11 protein-coding genes are annotated in these 14,941 nt (G+C 73.2%); 9 read left to right on the plus strand and 2 right to left on the minus strand.

The window, feature by feature from the left end:
* Window positions 1-1,529, minus strand: a 1,529-nt coding sequence (locus tag DZF91_RS18870; RefSeq protein WP_147341214.1) for a sensor histidine kinase, incomplete at its 3' end; no start/stop codon positions are given.
* A 157-nt stretch (window positions 1,530-1,686) separates the two neighbouring features.
* Here DZF91_RS18870 and DZF91_RS18875 point away from each other — a divergent pair.
* Genes DZF91_RS18875 through DZF91_RS18885 form a run of 3 tightly spaced genes read left to right on the plus strand, consistent with a single transcriptional unit; the run spans window position 1,687 to window position 4,470 of the window.
* Window positions 1,687-2,499, plus strand: coding sequence for an ABC transporter ATP-binding protein (locus tag DZF91_RS18875; protein ID WP_117358775.1), 813 nt, complete (start codon window positions 1,687-1,689; stop codon window positions 2,497-2,499).
* Window positions 2,489-3,379: an ABC transporter permease gene (locus tag DZF91_RS18880; RefSeq protein ID WP_117358782.1), complete on the plus strand. Its 891-nt coding sequence runs from the start codon at window positions 2,489-2,491 to the stop codon at window positions 3,377-3,379. The genes DZF91_RS18875 and DZF91_RS18880 overlap by 11 nt, the downstream gene beginning before the upstream one ends.
* Window positions 3,380-3,426: 47 nt before the next feature.
* Window positions 3,427-4,470, plus strand: a complete 1,044-nt coding sequence (locus tag DZF91_RS18885; RefSeq protein ID WP_117358776.1) for an ABC transporter substrate-binding protein — start codon at window positions 3,427-3,429, stop codon at window positions 4,468-4,470.
* A 147-nt stretch (window positions 4,471-4,617) separates the two neighbouring features.
* On the opposite strand, the gene DZF91_RS18890 is transcribed toward DZF91_RS18885, so the two are convergent.
* Window positions 4,618-4,770, minus strand: coding sequence for a hypothetical protein (locus tag DZF91_RS18890; protein ID WP_235834404.1), 153 nt, complete (start codon window positions 4,768-4,770; stop codon window positions 4,618-4,620).
* A 331-nt stretch (window positions 4,771-5,101) separates the two neighbouring features.
* Between DZF91_RS18890 and DZF91_RS18895 the strand changes: the two genes are divergently transcribed.
* The 6 genes from DZF91_RS18895 to nrfD form a co-directional block, all read left to right on the plus strand.
* A complete protein-coding gene (locus DZF91_RS18895) occupies window positions 5,102-5,305 on the plus strand; it encodes a cold-shock protein (protein WP_117358778.1) in 204 nt (67 codons plus the stop codon).
* A gap of 401 nt (window positions 5,306-5,706) precedes the next feature.
* Complete coding sequence (locus DZF91_RS18900; protein ID WP_147341215.1) at window positions 5,707-8,187, plus strand: tetratricopeptide repeat protein; 2,481 nt, start codon at window positions 5,707-5,709, stop codon at window positions 8,185-8,187.
* 405 nt (window positions 8,188-8,592) lie between these two features.
* Entirely contained in the window at window positions 8,593-9,888 is a 1,296-nt protein-coding gene (locus tag DZF91_RS18905; RefSeq protein WP_158587979.1) for a cytochrome P450, read from the plus strand.
* A gap of 225 nt (window positions 9,889-10,113) precedes the next feature.
* Window positions 10,114-13,377, plus strand: coding sequence for a formate dehydrogenase (fdh, locus tag DZF91_RS18910; protein ID WP_117358783.1), 3,264 nt, complete (start codon window positions 10,114-10,116; stop codon window positions 13,375-13,377).
* 86 nt (window positions 13,378-13,463) lie between these two features.
* Window positions 13,464-14,348 carry a 4Fe-4S dicluster domain-containing protein gene (locus DZF91_RS18915; RefSeq protein ID WP_235834405.1) on the plus strand — a complete coding sequence of 295 codons (885 nt, stop codon included), beginning with the start codon at window positions 13,464-13,466 and terminating at the stop codon, window positions 14,346-14,348.
* A partial coding sequence (gene nrfD / locus DZF91_RS18920; RefSeq protein WP_199486729.1) for an NrfD/PsrC family molybdoenzyme membrane anchor subunit occupies window positions 14,345-14,941 on the plus strand: 597 nt, incomplete at its 3' end. The genes DZF91_RS18915 and nrfD, both read left to right, overlap by 4 nt.

Genomic DNA, 14,941 nt, shown 5'->3' on the forward strand with positions numbered 1-14,941 from the left:
CGCGCGGTGCGGCGGGCCAGCCCGAGGCCCAGGCCGCGGGCGCGCCCGCCGGTGGGCTCGCGGGTGGTGACGCCGTCCCGGAAGATCTCGCCGCGCAGCCCCGCCGGGACGCCCGGGCCGGAGTCCGCCACGGTGACGTGCAGGTCCGGGCCGTCGCCGAGGAGTTCGACCTCGACCCGCGCGGGCCGCCGCTCCCCCTGCCGGGCGGCCTCGACGGCGTTGTCGACGAGGTTGCCGACGACGGTCGTGACGTCCAGCGGGTCGGTGACGCGGCCCGGGAGGAAGCTGCCGGGGCCGACGTCGAGCCGGACGCCGCGCTCGGCCGCCACCGCGGTCTTGGCGGACAGGAACGCCTGCAGGTACGGGTCGAACAGCGGGCCCGCCGGGAGCGGCTCGGCGGCGGGGGCGCCCGACGCGTCGGCGACCAGCGTCGCCAGGTACCCGGCGGCCTGCTCGTGGTGGCCGAGGTGCAGGAGCCCGGACAGGGTGTGCAGGCGGTTGGCGTACTCGTGCCGCTGGGCGCGCAGCGCGTCGAACAGCGTCCGGACGGAGTCCAGCTCGCGGGCGAGGGTCTCCACGTCGGTGCGGTCGCGCAGGGTGACCACCGCGCCGAGGTCGCGGCCGTGCCGCCGGACCTCGCGCCGGTTGACCACCAGCACCCGCTCCCCCGCCGTGACGAACAGGTCGGCGGCCAGGGAGCGCCCGACGAGGACGTCGCGCAGCGTCCCGGGGACGTCCAGGTCCCCGGCGGGAACGCCGCGTTCGAGCGGGGTGCCGAGCAGCCGGGCGGCCTCGGCGTTGCAGACGGCGACGCGTCCGGCGGCGTCCACCGCGACCACGCCCTCGCCGACGCCGTGCAGCACCGCCTCGCGCTCGTGCACCAGCTCCACCAGCTCGTACGGCTCCAGGCCGAGGGTCTGGCGGCGCAGCCGGACGCCGATCGCGGCGGACGCCAGGACGCCGAGCAGCAGCGCCCCCGCGACGAACGCGCTGAGCCCGCTGAGCGCGTCGTCCAGCTCGCGGTCGATGGCGCCCGCGTCGAACCCGACGCTGACCTCGCCGACGACCTGCCCGGCGCGTCCGGGGCCGGTCGGGTCGTACAGCGGGACCTTGCCGCGCACCGACAGCCCGAGCGTGCCGCGCTCGAACCGGACGACCTCGCGCCCGGCGAGCGGCGCGGACGGGTCGGTGCTGACCCGCCGCCCGAGCAGCGCCTCGGTGGGGTGGGAGTAGCGGATGCCGTCCCGGTCGGTGACCACGACGAACAGCGCACCCGCCCGCCGCCGGACCCGTTCGGCGCGGTCCTGCACCAGGTGGCCGGGGTCGCCGGCGATCACCGACCGCGCGACGTCCGGGTCCGCGGCGACGCTGCGGGCCAGGGTGAGGGCGCGCTGGCCGAACTGGTCGCGCAGCTCGCCGTCCAGCCGCCAGGCCACCAGGGCGTAGCCCGCGCAGCCCACGACGACCACCACGGCGATCTGCAGGACCAGCACCTGGCGGGCGAACGGGAGGCGGAGGCGGACGGACATGGCAGGCCAAAGTACCCGATGGCTTACCCCGCGCCCAGCCCCGGGCGAGCAGAACGAGCAGAACCCGCGCAACGGGCTCAACGTGCGGTTATGCGGTTTGCGCGGGCTTCGCGGACAAGGGTTCCGGTGACCCCGGTCACTTCCTAGCCTGCCGGGCATGTCCCAGCAGAAAGCCCCGGTGATCGAGATCCGCGGGGCCACCAAGCGCTTCCGGTCCGGCGCCGGCCTCCACACCGCCGTGCGCGACCTGGACCTGACCGTCGCGCCCGGCGAGTTCGTCGCGGTCGTCGGCCCGACCGGATGCGGCAAGTCCACCACCCTGTCCCTGGTCTCGGGCCTCGAGCCCCCGTCCGCCGGGACGGTCCGGGTCCACGGCGAGCCCGTGACCGGCATCCCCGACGGCGTCGGGTACATGTTCCAGAACGACGCCGTCCTGCCCTGGCGCTCCGTCCTCGACAACGTCGCGACCGGCCCCCGCTACCGGGGCGCCGCCAAGCGCGAGGCGCGCGAGCAGGCCCGCGAGTGGGTCGCCCGCGTCGGCCTCGCCGGATTCGAGAAGTACTACCCGCACCAGCTGTCCGGCGGTATGCGCAAGCGCGTCGCGCTCGCCCAGACCCTGGTCAACGAGCCGTCCATCCTGCTGATGGACGAGCCGTTCTCCGCCCTCGACGTCCAGACCCGCGGCCTCATGCAGGACGAGCTGCTGCGGCTGTGGTCCGGGTCCGGCGCGGCCGTCGTGTTCGTCACCCACGACCTGGAGGAGGCCCTGGTGCTGGCCGACCGGGTGGTCGTCATGACCGCCGGGCCCGCCACCGTCAAGGGGGTCTTCGACGTCCCGCTGGAGCGCCCCCGCGACGCCGAGGAGGTCCGGCTGACGCCGGAGTTCCTCGACATCTACCGCGAGGTCTGGGAGTCGCTGCGCGAGGAAGTGCAGATCACCCGCGAGAGGGGTGCCGGCCGTGCCGCATGACGTCCGCGAGCCGCAGGCCGCGCCCTCGGCCGCCCTGCCCACGCCGGAGGAGGACGCCCGGGCCGCCGCCCAGGCCCGGTCCGCCGCGCTGCGCCGCCGCCTCACGATCTACCTGGTGCGGATCGTGCTCGTCGCGGTGTGGCTCGGCTCCTGGGAGCTGGCCGCGCGCAACTGGATCGACCCGTTCTACTACTCGCGCCCGACCTCGATCTGGGACCGGCTGGTCGACTGGTTCTCCCACGGCACCTCCCAGGGGTCCATCTGGGAGCAGATCTCCTACACGCTGCGCGAGGCCGTCCTCGGCTTCGTCCTCGGCTCGCTCGGCGGCGTCGTGCTGGGCGTGGTGCTCGGCCGCAGCCGCTTCCTGTCGGACGTGTGCGCGCCGTTCATCAAGGCCGCCAACGCCATCCCGCGCATCATCCTGGCGTCGCTGTTCGTGATCTGGTTCGGCCTCGGCATGCAGTCCAAGGTCGCCACGGCGTTCGTGCTGGTGTTCTTCGCGGTGTTCTTCAACGCCTTCCAGGGCGCCCGCGAGGTGGACCGGAACCTGGTCAACAACGCGCGGATCCTCGGCGCCGGGCGGTGGGCCGTGCTGCGCACCGTCGTCGTGCCGTCCGCGACGTCCTGGATCCTGGCGTCGCTGCACTCGGCGTTCGGCTTCGCGATCATCGGCGCGGTGGTCGGCGAGTACAGCGGCGCCGACAAGGGCCTCGGCCTGCTGATCAACCACGCGCAGGGCACCTTCGACGCCGCCGGCATCTACGCCGGAATGATCATCATCACCGTGCTGGCGCTGCTCGCCGAGTGGCTGCTGACGATGCTCGAGGGCCGGCTGCTGCGCTGGCGCCCGCCGTCGGCCGCCGACAGCAACCCCGTCTGACCCTCCCCCTCGCCCTTCGTCCCCCTCCCCCTCTGGAGTCCCACCCCATGCGTACCGCGTACCGCGTCACCGCCGCCGCCCTGGCCGCGATGACCGCGCTCTCCCTCACGTCCTGCCGCAGCTCCAAGTCGTCCTCGTCGGCGGGCGACTCCGGCGGCTCCGTCAAGATCATGGTCGGCGGCATCGACAAGGTCATCTACCTGCCCGCCAAGCTCACCGAGCAGCTCGGCTACTTCAAGGAGCAGGGCCTGAACGTCCAGCTGCTGACCGAGCCCGCCGGCGCGATCGCCGAGAACGTGCTGATCTCCGGGGACGTGCAGGGCGTGGTCGGCTTCTACGACCACACCGTCGACCTGCAGACCAAGGGCAAGTGCATCGAGAGCGTCGTGCAGTTCGCCGACGTGCCCGGCGAGGCCGAGATGGTCGCCACCGACAAGGCCGGGCAGATCCCCTCCCCCGCCGCGTTCAGGGGCAAGAAGCTCGGCGTGACCAGCCCCGGCTCGTCCACCGACTTCCTGACGCGGGCGCTGGCCGTCAAGGCGGGCGTCCAGCCGTCGGACTACACCACCGTCAAGGCGGGCGCGGGCGCGACGTTCATCGCCACGCTCGGCAACGGCGGCATCGACGCGGGCATGACCACCGACCCGACGATCGCCAAGCTCACCACCACCGGCAAGGCCAAGGTCATGCTGGACATGCGGACCAAGGAGGGCACGCAGAAGGCCCTCGGCGGCCTGTACCCGGCGGCGTCGCTGTACATGGACTGCGGCTACGTGAAGTCCAACCCGCAGACCGTGCAGAAGCTCGCGAACGCCTTCGTGAAGACGCTCGGCTGGATCAAGGCCCACAAGCCCGAGGAGATCGCCGCGAAGATGCCCGCCGACTACGCGGGCGGCGACCCGGCGCTCTACCGGAAGGCGATCGGCGACTCCATCGGCATGTTCACCGCCGACGGCGTCATGCCGGCGGAGGGCGCCAAGAACGTCCTGGAGGTGCTCGCCCAGTTCTCCCCGAACGTGAAGGGCAAGAAGGACAGCATCGACCTGTCCAAGACCTACACCACGGAGTTCGTGACCAAGGCGAAGCAGTAGCGGGGCGGGCGCTCGGCCCATCCCGAGCGGCCCTGTCGTTCGGCACCGGTTCCCCGGGAGCCGGTGCCGAACGCGCTGGGCCCGATCACCGCCGAGCCGGTTCCCCGCCCAGGGACCCGGACCCGGCCGATGAGCCCGGCGCGGATCTCAGAGTTTGAAGAGCTTCGGGTACGGCGAGAGGATTTTTACCTTCTGGGTGCCGAAATCACACAGGAGGGCTCCTCCCGGCTCGATCCCGACGACCTGCCCGAGCCCGTACTTGTCGTGGGTGACCCGGTCGTTCAGGATGAACTCCTGCACCGGCGGAGCCGCGGGCGGGGGCGGGAACGGGCTGGTGGGCAGCCGCCGCCGCCCGGTGGGACCAGAGGTTTTCATACCTGTAGTATGCGCCCGAACCTGCCGTGGCGGGGACCGTCGGCGACACCTGACGTCCAGATCACAGCAGAACCGACCTTGATCCGCATCCATGTGCTAGCCTCGTGAGAGTTGCGGTTCCCATAGACATGTTTCATGCGCCTGGTGGATCTGACCTCAGGCGCATTTTTTGTTGTTCTGGATCTTCCGGATGGGCCATCGCGGCGCTCCCGGCCACGCACGGTGTGTGGGCGGGTACGACCAGAAGGAGATCGATATGGCCACCGGTACCGTGAAGTGGTTCAACTCCGAAAAGGGCTTCGGCTTCATCGAGCAGGACGGCGGCGGCCCCGACGTCTTCGCTCACTACTCGAACATCGCCGCCCAGGGCTTCCGCGAGCTCCAGGAGGGCCAGAAGGTGTCGTTCGACATCACCCAGGGCCAGAAGGGCCCGCAGGCGGAGAACATCGTCACCGCCTGACCCACGGGTTCCCGCCGACCGTGACCCCCTGCCGTCCAGGCGGGGCGGTCACCGGCCTCCCGTAACTCGAGCCCACCGCGCCACGGCGCGGTGGGCTCGAAGTCTTTTCCGACATCTCCGCGCCCGGTCCGGCCCGGGGTCCGGCCGCGACGCCCACGGCGCGCGGAGAATCCGGCGGGCGGTGTCCGTATCGGGCCACGGCGGTCGCGCGCGCGGAGAATCCGGCGGGCGGTGTCCGTATCGGGCCACGGCGGTCGCGCCGTCCGGTGAACCCGCCGTCGCCGCCGGTGGTCGAATCGGGAGAACTGATGTTCTCAACTGATGTTCTCCCGGTGCTTCCGGACCGTGCCCGAGCGGCACGTGCCCCCTTCTCCGGGACGGCGGCCCGTGGGAGGCGCTTCATGAGTCACCGTGGGGTCCGGCGGTGGGTATGGGCGCTGGACGGAGCCTCGGCCGTGCTGGGCGTGGCGGTCGGCGTCGCCACGAACCAGATCCTCAACGGCGGCCACTGGGCATGGTGGTGGCTCGCGCTCGACCTGGCGCTGGCCGGGGTCGCCGCCGCGGTCGCCCACGGGATCGCCGCGCTGGGCGCGGGCGAGGGCCGGGTCGTCCCGGTGGCGTGGCCGACGCTGATCCACCCCGACGGGCGGCCGAGGACGATGGGCGAGGTGAGCCCCCGGGACCTGGGGGCGCATCCCAACCGGTACGGCGCGGAGGGGGAAGCGCCCTACCTGGCCCGCGATGTGGACCGCGGGCTGGAGCGGGCGCTGACCGTGCGGGACGGCGGGATCGTGCTGGTGGCCGGAGCCCGGCTCGCCGGCACCACCAGCAGCCTGGCGCGGGCGGCCCGGCTGCGGCTGCCCGGCCACCGCGTGCTCGGCTTCGTCGACGACCCGCGCGTTCCGCTGGCGGAGATGATCGAACGGGCCCGCCCCTGGGCCGTCCGGCCGTCCGGAGCCGTGCTCTGGCTGGACGGTCTCCGCCGCGACCGGCTCACCGAACTGGCCGCCTGGCCACCCGACCGGCTGCCCGACCGGCTGTGGGTGCTCGGCACCGTGCGCGCCGGGGAAGGCGCGGGCCCGGAGGAGCACCCCGGGTCAGCGGTCGCGGTGCTGCGGCGGCGCGCCGTATGGGTCGAGGTGGAGGCGCTGAGCCCGGGCGAACGCGCCGACCTGGCCGCACGGGAGGCCTATGCCGACCTGCGACCTCTCCTGAGCGACGACGAGCAGCCGGTACTGCTCGGACGCTTGATGGTGTCCTGGGACCAGGTGCGCGCGGCCTTGACGACGACCGGCCAGGACGCCGCCGCCCGGATCGCGCTCCTGCACGCCGTCACCGACTGGTACCGGGCCGGGATTCCCCGCCCGCTCACCAAAAGCGTCCTGGAGCACGTGTACGCGGCCTACCGGCGCGAGTCGGCAGGGCATCGGGCCGGCATCACGCCGGTCGCGGTTCGCGCCTACTCCCGGGCTCTCAGGTGGGCCACCCGCCTCCGCCCGGACCGTCCCGAGCTGATCGTGGCGCAGGCGGTGTCCAACGGCCCCCGGTACGTTCCCCATCCCCTGCTGAGCGCGCTGGCCGACGATCCCGGGGACCCCGCCCACTGGCCGGTGCACGACGCGATGTGGCGGTACGCCGACCGGTTCCTCGACGGCGAGGACCGGTGCCGCGTCGGCCACACCGCGCTGGAGCGGGGCGCGTTCCCGGCGGCGCGCCGCCTGCTGGACCACTCCGACGCCGTGCCCGACGCCCTCGACCTCTTCCTCATCGCCCGCCGGGTGCTGGAGGACGGCGACCTGGTGGAGGCCCGGCGCTGGTTCGGGCGGGCGCTCGAAGGCGACGACCCCGAGGTCGGGGCGCGTGCGATGGCCGGCATGGGCATCGTGGAGAACCGGGAGGGCCGCGAGGACCTCGCGCGGTCGTGGTGGGAGCGCGCCGTCGAGACCGGGCGCGTCGAGGGGGCCTCTCGGGCGATGGCCAACCTGGGGACCCTGGAACGCGCGCAGGGACGGCCCGACCGGGCACGGCGGTGGTGGGAGCGCGCGGTCGCACTCGACCGTCCCGAGGCCACGCCCCGCGCGATGTACGGCCTGGGAGCCCTGGCCTACGACGAGGACCGCGCGGAGGAGGCCCGGTCGTGGTGGGAGCGCGTGGTGGCCACCGGCCACGCCGACGCCGCGCCTCTCTCCCTGTACAACCTCGGACTCTGCGAGGAGAAGGCGGGCCACGAGGAGGAGGCGCGGTCGTGGTGGGAACGGGCCGCCGGGACCGACCACCCGAGCGCCCGTCCCATGGCCATGCACAAGCTGGGAGTGCTGGCGTACACGCAGGGTCGGAAGGACCTGGCGCGGTCGTGGTGGGAGCAGGCCGCCCGTACCGGCCACGCCGGGATCGCCCCGGCGGCGATGCACAACCTCGGCGGGCTCGCGTTCGTCGAGGGGCGGACGGAGGAGGCCCGCACCTGGTTCCGGCGGGCGCTCAAGACCGGGAACCCCGACATCTGCCCGAAGGTGATGCACGATCTCGGTGTTCTGGAGTACCAGCAGGGGCGGACGGAGCAGGCACGGAGCCTCTGGGAACGGGTCCTCGGAACCGGCCACGAGGCGGTCTGGGAGGCGATGCTGGCCCTGGGGATCTACGAGGACGAGCGCGGACGGGTGGCCGAGGCCCGCGGATGGCTGGAACGCGCGTCCGAGGCCGAGGACGCCGATGTCCGGCGGACCGCGGCCGCCCGGTTGCGGCATCTCGGCCGGTGGAGCGGGGAGCGGGCGCGCGCGGACTGGTTCGGCCGGTTCGGGTGGCAGGCCTACGCCGATCCGGAGCTGCTGCGGACCGACTCCGACGCTCCGTCGGAGGGGGCGGACGGTCCCGCGACCGCGTAATCGCGACGGATATCGGCGGTCGTCCCGGGGACACGGAATCGCGTCACTTCTCACAGTAATTGCGCAGGTAGGGCAACCGAGCGACAAATAGGGTCGGCACCGGCGGCAGGAAATGACACATGGTGCTGTTGCCCGTTCCGGCGCCGTGTGTCTAGATGAGCGCACACGCCTCCCGCGAGGGCGGGAACAGCGCGACCGGAAAGGACGGTGCCCATGGCGAGGCTGGTCAAGCGTGCCCTCGGCATGCACAAGGCGCAGATGAAGGGCCGTTACGTCATCTACCGCCTCCGCTAGCGGAGACGGTGGCGCGGTGCCGCGGAGGGCGACACCCGAACCGGCACCGCGCCATTTCCATGCGGTTCGGAGGGTGACGGCGAAAGGGCGGCGTTCCAGGTGTCCCAGCGTGTGAAAGAGACCATTCCCGGGCCGCGCGGCGGCATTCTCGCGCGCCATCTGACGGCCTACGAGGCCGATCCGGCGGGCTTTCTCGACGACTGCCGGCGGCGGTACGGCGACGTGTTCCGGTTCGACACCGGCGTGGTCGTGGTGACCGACCCGGAGCTGGTCACCGAGGTGCTGGCGCGCACCAACCGCGACTCGGTCCCGAACGCCAACCCGCTCCAGGGCGGCCGGTTCCCGACCGCCGAGCAGACCCGCCGCTGGATGGACGCCCGGCAGCTCGCCGCGCCGATCTTCCGGTCCGCGGCGCTGCCGGGCCGGTTGCCCGTGGTGCGCGCCGCGCTCGCCGCGGACCTGGACGCCCTCGACGGCGCCTGGTTCGACCCGGCCGAGGAGTGCTGGGCGATCTGCGTCCGCGCCCTGCTGCCGCTGTACCTCCCGGACGAGTCGCCCGCGCTGGTGGACGCCGTGCTGGGCTCGTTCGACGCGGCCCGCGGCGCGGCGGAGGCCGCCGTGCGCGTCCCGTCCTGGATGCCGTCCCGGCTGCGGCGGCGGGTCCGGGACGCCGACCAGCGTGTCCGCGACACCCTCTCCCCCATGCTGGAGGCCCCGGCCGAGGGGCCTGGCGAGGGGCCCGACGAGGGATCGGCGCGGACGGGCACGATGCTCGGGCACATCCGGGCGCAGCCGGACGCCGTCCCCGCCGACATCGCCATGGGCGCGATGGGGTTCACCCTGCTCGGCGCCATCGGCACCATGGGGGCCGCCTGGTGCTGGATCCTCTATCACCTGGCCGCCCATCCGGACGCCGCGCGGCGCATCCGCGCGGAGGCGGGCACCGCGACCGGCGTGGACGACGATCCGGCGCGTGCGCTGCCCTACACCTGGGCTTTCGCGCAGGAGGTGCTGCGGGTCCGGCCGCCCGCCTGGCTGCTCGGCCGGGACGCCGTCACCGCCGTGACGCTCGGCGGCTTCGAGGTGCCCGCCGGGACGGCCGTCATGTTCAGCCCCTACCTGATGCACCACGACGAGCGCTGGTGGGCGGACGACCCGCACCGGTTCGCCCCCGAACGCTGGCTCGACGGCGCCCGGCCGCACGCGCCCGGCGCGTACCTGCCGTTCGCGTCCGGGCCGCGCGGCTGCCTCGGCTCCCACCTGGGGCTGGCCGTCCTGGCGCTCACCGCCGCGCACATCACGACCCGCCAGGAGCTGGACGTCCCCGAGCTGGAGTCGATCACCACCTATTTCGGGCCGTCCACGCTCACCCCGTCCGGGATGCGCGCCCGCCTCACCGCCCGGTAGCGGCGAAGACGGAAGACGCCGCCGAGGAGCCCGAACGGCCTTCCCGGCGGCGTTTCCCGTGTCTCGACGTCCCCTGGACGCGGGTTCCGCCGGTGGAGGCGAGGTGTAGGAGTCGTTCTTCTTGGGGACGACGTGACCGCGATCACGCTTCATCCGCCGATCGCACATCCGAGCACGGTCATCGACCGTCCGGACTCCATCCGCCACGAGGGACGCGAGGTCGCCATGGGGGTGCGCGCCTGGTTCGAGGGCTGGCCGGTCTACCGGCAGCTCACCGGGGACGATCCGCTCGGCAGGGGCGCCGCCGCGATGTCGCCGGACACGCGCGCGCTGACGCCCAGGACCGCGACGGCCGACCGGGTCGTCAAGTCGATCTGCCCCTACTGCGCGGTCGGCTGCGCGCAGAACGTCTACGTCAAGGGCAACGAGATCGTCCAGATCGAGGGCGACCCGGACTCCCCCGTGAGCCGGGGGCGGCTGTGCCCCAAGGGCGCGGCGAGCCTGCAGCTCACCACCGGGGAGTCCCGGCGGCACGAGGTGCTGTACCGGCGCCCGCACGGCACCGAGTGGGAGCGCCTGGACCTGGACACGGCGATGGACATGGTCGCCGAGCGGGTCATCGCCACCCGGCGCGCGACCTGGCAGGACGAGCAGGACGGCAAGCGGGTCAACCGCACGCTCGGGATCGCCAGCCTCGGCGGCGCGACGCTGGACAACGAGGAGAACTACCTCATCAAGAAGCTGTTCACCGCGCTCGGCGTCGTCCAGGTCGAGAACCAGGCGCGGGTCTGCCACAGCTCCACGGTGGCCGGGCTCGGGACCTCGTTCGGACGCGGCGGCGCGACAACGTTCCTCCAGGACCTGCAGAACTCCGACTGCATCGTGATCGAGGGCTCGAACTTCGCCGAGTGCCATCCCGTCGGGTTCCAGTGGGTGATGGAGGCCAAGGCGCGCGGCGCCAAGGTGATCCACGTGGACCCGCGCTTCACCCGGACCAGCGCGCTCGCCGACCTGCACGTCCCGATCCGCGCCGGGACCGACATCGCGTTCCTCGGCGGGATCGTCAACCACGTCCTGTCCACCGGGTCGGACTTCCGCGAGTACGTGCTGGAGTACACCAACGCCGCGACGATCGTCGGCGAGGACTTCCAGGACACCGAGGACCTGGACGGCGTGTTCTCCGGCCTGGACCCCGACGCCCGCCACTACGACGTCACCACCTGGCAGTACGCCGGGACGGAGATCCAGGCGGCGTCGGGTGAGCGGGACGAGCTGTACGAGCGGCGGGCCGACCACAAGGCGGACATGGCGTCCGCGGGGCGGTCGGAGTCGCACGGGTCGGGCGGCGCGGGCTTCCACGGCGAGCCGGAACGCGACCGGACGCTCCAGCACCCCCGCTGCGTCTACCAGATCCTCAAGCGCCACTTCGCCCGCTACACGCCGGAGATGGTCGAGCGGACCTGCGGCGTCTCCCCGGACGCCTTCCGGCAGGTGTGCGAGGCGCTGGTGGAGAACTCCGGGCCCGACCGCACCAGCGAGTTCGTCTACGCGGTCGGGTGGACGCAGCACAGCACCGGCGCGCAGTTCATCCGGACGGCGAGCATCCTGCAGCTGCTGCTGGGCAACATCGGCCGTCCGGGCGGCGGTATCCAGGCGCTGCGCGGCCACGCGTCCATCCAGGGGTCCAGCGACATCCCGACGCTGTTCAACCTGCTGCCGGGCTACATCCCGATGCCGCACGCGCACTCGCACGAGAACCTGGACGCCTTCATCGAGGCGGTGAAGACCGACAAGGGCTTCTGGGCGAACATGCGCTCGTACGTCGTCAGCTTGCTCAAGGCGTACTGGGGCGAGAACGCGACCGCCGACAACGACTACTGCTTCGGCCACCTCCCCCGCCTGACCGGCTCCCACAGCACCTACGAGACCGTCCTGGCCCAGCTGGACGGCGTGTGCAAGGGCTACTTCCTGCTGGGCGAGAACCCGGCGGTCGGCTCGGCCAACGCCAAGATGCAGCGGCTGGGCATGGCGAACCTCGACTGGCTGGTGGTCCGCGACTTCTCGCTCATCGAGTCCGCCACCTGGTGGAAGGACGGCCCGGAGATCGAGACCGGGGAGCTGCGCACCGAGGACATCGCCACCGAGGTGTTCTTCTTCCCCGCCGCCGCGCACGTGGAGAAGGCCGGGTCGTTCACCAACACCAACCGGATGCTGCAGTGGCACTTCGCCGCCAAGGAGCCGGACGGCGAGGCCCGCAGCGACCTGTGGTTCACCTACCACCTCGGCCGGCGGATCAGGCGGCGGCTGGCCGCGTCCGGCGACCCGAGGGACCGGCCGGTCCTCGACCTCACCTGGGACTACCCCACCGAGGGGACGATCGAGGAGCCGAACGCCGAGTCCGTCCTCGCCGAGATCAACGGCAGGCACGCCGCGGGCGGCCCGCTCAGCGCCTACACCGAGCTGAAGGACGACGGTTCCACGGCCTGCGGCTGCTGGATCTACTGCGGCGTCTACGCCGACGGCGTGAACCAGGCGGCACGCCGCAAACCGCACACCGAGCAGATCTGGACGGCGCCGGAATGGGCGTGGGCGTGGCCGGCGAACCGCCGCATCCTCTACAACCGCGCCTCGGCCGACCCCGAGGGGCGGCCGTGGAGCGACCGCAAGGCCCTGGTCTGGTGGGATGCGGAGAAGGGCTCCTGGACGGGCCACGACGTCCCGGACTACGTCGCGGACCGGCCGCCGTCCTACCGTCCGGCCGAGGGCGCGACCGGCGTGGACGCGATCAGCGGCGTCGACCCGTTCATCATGCAGGCGGACGGCAAGGGCTGGCTGTACGCCCCGGCGGGCCTGGTCGACGGGCCGCTGCCCGCGCACTACGAACCGCAGGACTCGCCCGTCCGCAACCCGCTGTACGCCGGGCAGCAGCGCAACCCCGTCCGGCAGGTGTTCGCCCGCGAGGCCAACCGGTTCCATCCGGGACCGGAGGAGGCCGGCGCGGACGTGTTCCCGTACGTCGTCACCACCTACCGGCTCACCGAGCACTTCACCGCGGGCGGGATGAGCCGCTGGACCCCGTACCTGGCCGAGCTCCAGCCGGAGTTCTTCTGCGAGGTGTCCCCCGCGCTGGCCGCCGAGCGCGGACTGACGCACGGCGGCTGGGCCCACCTGGTCAGCGCCCGCGGCGTGGTGGAGGCGCGGGTCCTGGTGACCGACCGGATCAGGCCGCTGACGGCCGGCGGACGCACCGTCCACCAGATCGGCGTGCCCTACCACTGGGGCCCCAACGGCTACACGACCGGCGACGCGGCCAACGACCTCACCGCGATGGCGCTGGACCCGAACGTGCACATCCAGGAGGTCAAGGCCCTCAGCGCCGACATCCGGCCGGGCCGCCGGCCGCGCGGACCGGCCGTGCCGAAGTTGCTCGCCGAGTACCGCCGCCGCGCCGGGATCACCGCGGACACCGGAATGGAGGTCAGGGGATGACCGGCTCGCTGGTCGGACGCAACCTGCTCGCGGGCGCCGAGCCCGACCCGGCGCGCGACGCCGGGCACCGCGACGCGCCCCCGCGGATGGGCTTCTTCACCGACACGTCGGTGTGCATCGGCTGCAAGGCGTGCGAGGTGGCGTGCAAGGAGTGGAACGCCGTCCCGGAGGACGGCCTCGAACTCACCGGCATGTCCTACGACAACACGCAGGGCCTCGGGGCCTCCACGTGGCGGCACGTGGCGTTCGTCGAGCAGCGCAAGCCGCTCGGCAACGCCTCGGCCGGGGGCGACGGCGACCTGCGCTGGCTGATGGCCTCCGACGTGTGCAAGCACTGCACGCACGCCGCGTGCCTGGACGTGTGCCCGACCGGGGCGCTGTTCCGCACCGAGTTCGGCACGGTCGTCGTCCAGGAGGACGTCTGCAACGGCTGCGGCTACTGCGTGCCCGCGTGCCCGTACGGCGTCATCGACCAGCGTCCGGACGACGGCCGCGTCTGGAAGTGCACGCTGTGCTACGACCGGATCGGCGCGGGGCAGGAACCCGCGTGCGCGAAGGCGTGCCCGACCGACTCCATCCAGTACGGCCCGCTGGACGAGCTGCGGGAGCGGGCCGCCGCGCGCGTCGAGGAGCTGCACGAGGTCGGCGTCGCCGACGCGCGCCTGTACGGGCACGACCCGCAGGACGGGGTCGGCGGCGACGGCGCGTTCTTCCTGCTGCTGGACGAGCCGGAGGTGTACGGGCTGCCGCCCGACCCCGTCGTCACCACCCGCGACCTGCCGTCCATGTGGCGGCACGCCGGGCTGGCCGCGCTGACCGCCGCCGCCGCGCTGACCGCCGTCTTCGCCGCGCACGGACGGCCGGGCGGCGGTCGTGCCGGAAGCCCCCGGCTTCGCGGCCCACGGATGCCGGGAGCACGGCTGCCGGGAGCACGCCTTCGGGGAGCGCGGGTGCGGGGAGGGTGGCGATGAGCACGTCGGACGTCACCAAGGACGGTGTCCAGGGCGAACGGCCGGGCCGCTCCGCGCTGGTCGGCCAGGGACTGGACGGACGCCCGCGCGGACGGCGGGGCCGACGCGGCGAGCGGCCGGTCGTGCCCGACGCCGAGTTCACCTCCTACTACGGCAGGCCGATCCTCAACCAGATCCCCTGGGAGCCCCTGGACATCGCGGGCTACTTCTTCCTGGGCGGCCTGGCCGGGGCCGGGTCCATGCTCGCGGCGGGCGCGCAGCTCACCGGACGGACGGCGATGGCGCGGGCGTTGAAGGTCTCCTCGCTCGCCGCCATCGCGGGCTCCGCCGCCGCCCTCGTCCACGACCTGGGACGGCCCGACCGGTTCCACCACATGCTGCGCGTGGTGAAGCCCACCTCGCCCATGAGCGTGGGCTCGTGGCTGCTCGCGGCGTACGGGCCCGCCGCGGGGCTGGCGGTCGTGGCCCAGGAGGTCCGGCGGCGCGGAGGACCGGGCGGCACCGGAAGGCCGGGCCGCCCTGGAAGGCCGGGGTGGCGGGCAGGACCGGGGCGGCGGCTGGTCTCCGCCGCGACCGTGCTGGACCGCGTCGCC

The sequence above is a fragment of the Actinomadura logoneensis genome, assembly GCF_003428695.1.
Classification (GTDB): Bacteria; Actinomycetota; Actinomycetes; order Streptosporangiales; family Streptosporangiaceae; genus Spirillospora; species Spirillospora logoneensis.

Coding starts and splice junctions, on each gene's coding strand:
- DZF91_RS18885 (WP_117358776.1), top strand. CDS start 3,427: ATGCGTACCGCGTACCGCGTCACCGCCGCCGCCCTGGCCGCGATGACC.
- DZF91_RS18900 (WP_147341215.1), top strand. CDS start 5,707: ATGAGTCACCGTGGGGTCCGGCGGTGGGTATGGGCGCTGGACGGAGCC.
- DZF91_RS18895 (WP_117358778.1), top strand. CDS start 5,102: ATGGCCACCGGTACCGTGAAGTGGTTCAACTCCGAAAAGGGCTTCGGC.
- DZF91_RS18875 (WP_117358775.1), top strand. CDS start 1,687: ATGTCCCAGCAGAAAGCCCCGGTGATCGAGATCCGCGGGGCCACCAAG.
- DZF91_RS18915 (WP_235834405.1), top strand. CDS start 13,464: ATGGGCTTCTTCACCGACACGTCGGTGTGCATCGGCTGCAAGGCGTGC.
- fdh (WP_117358783.1), top strand. CDS start 10,114: ATGGGGGTGCGCGCCTGGTTCGAGGGCTGGCCGGTCTACCGGCAGCTC.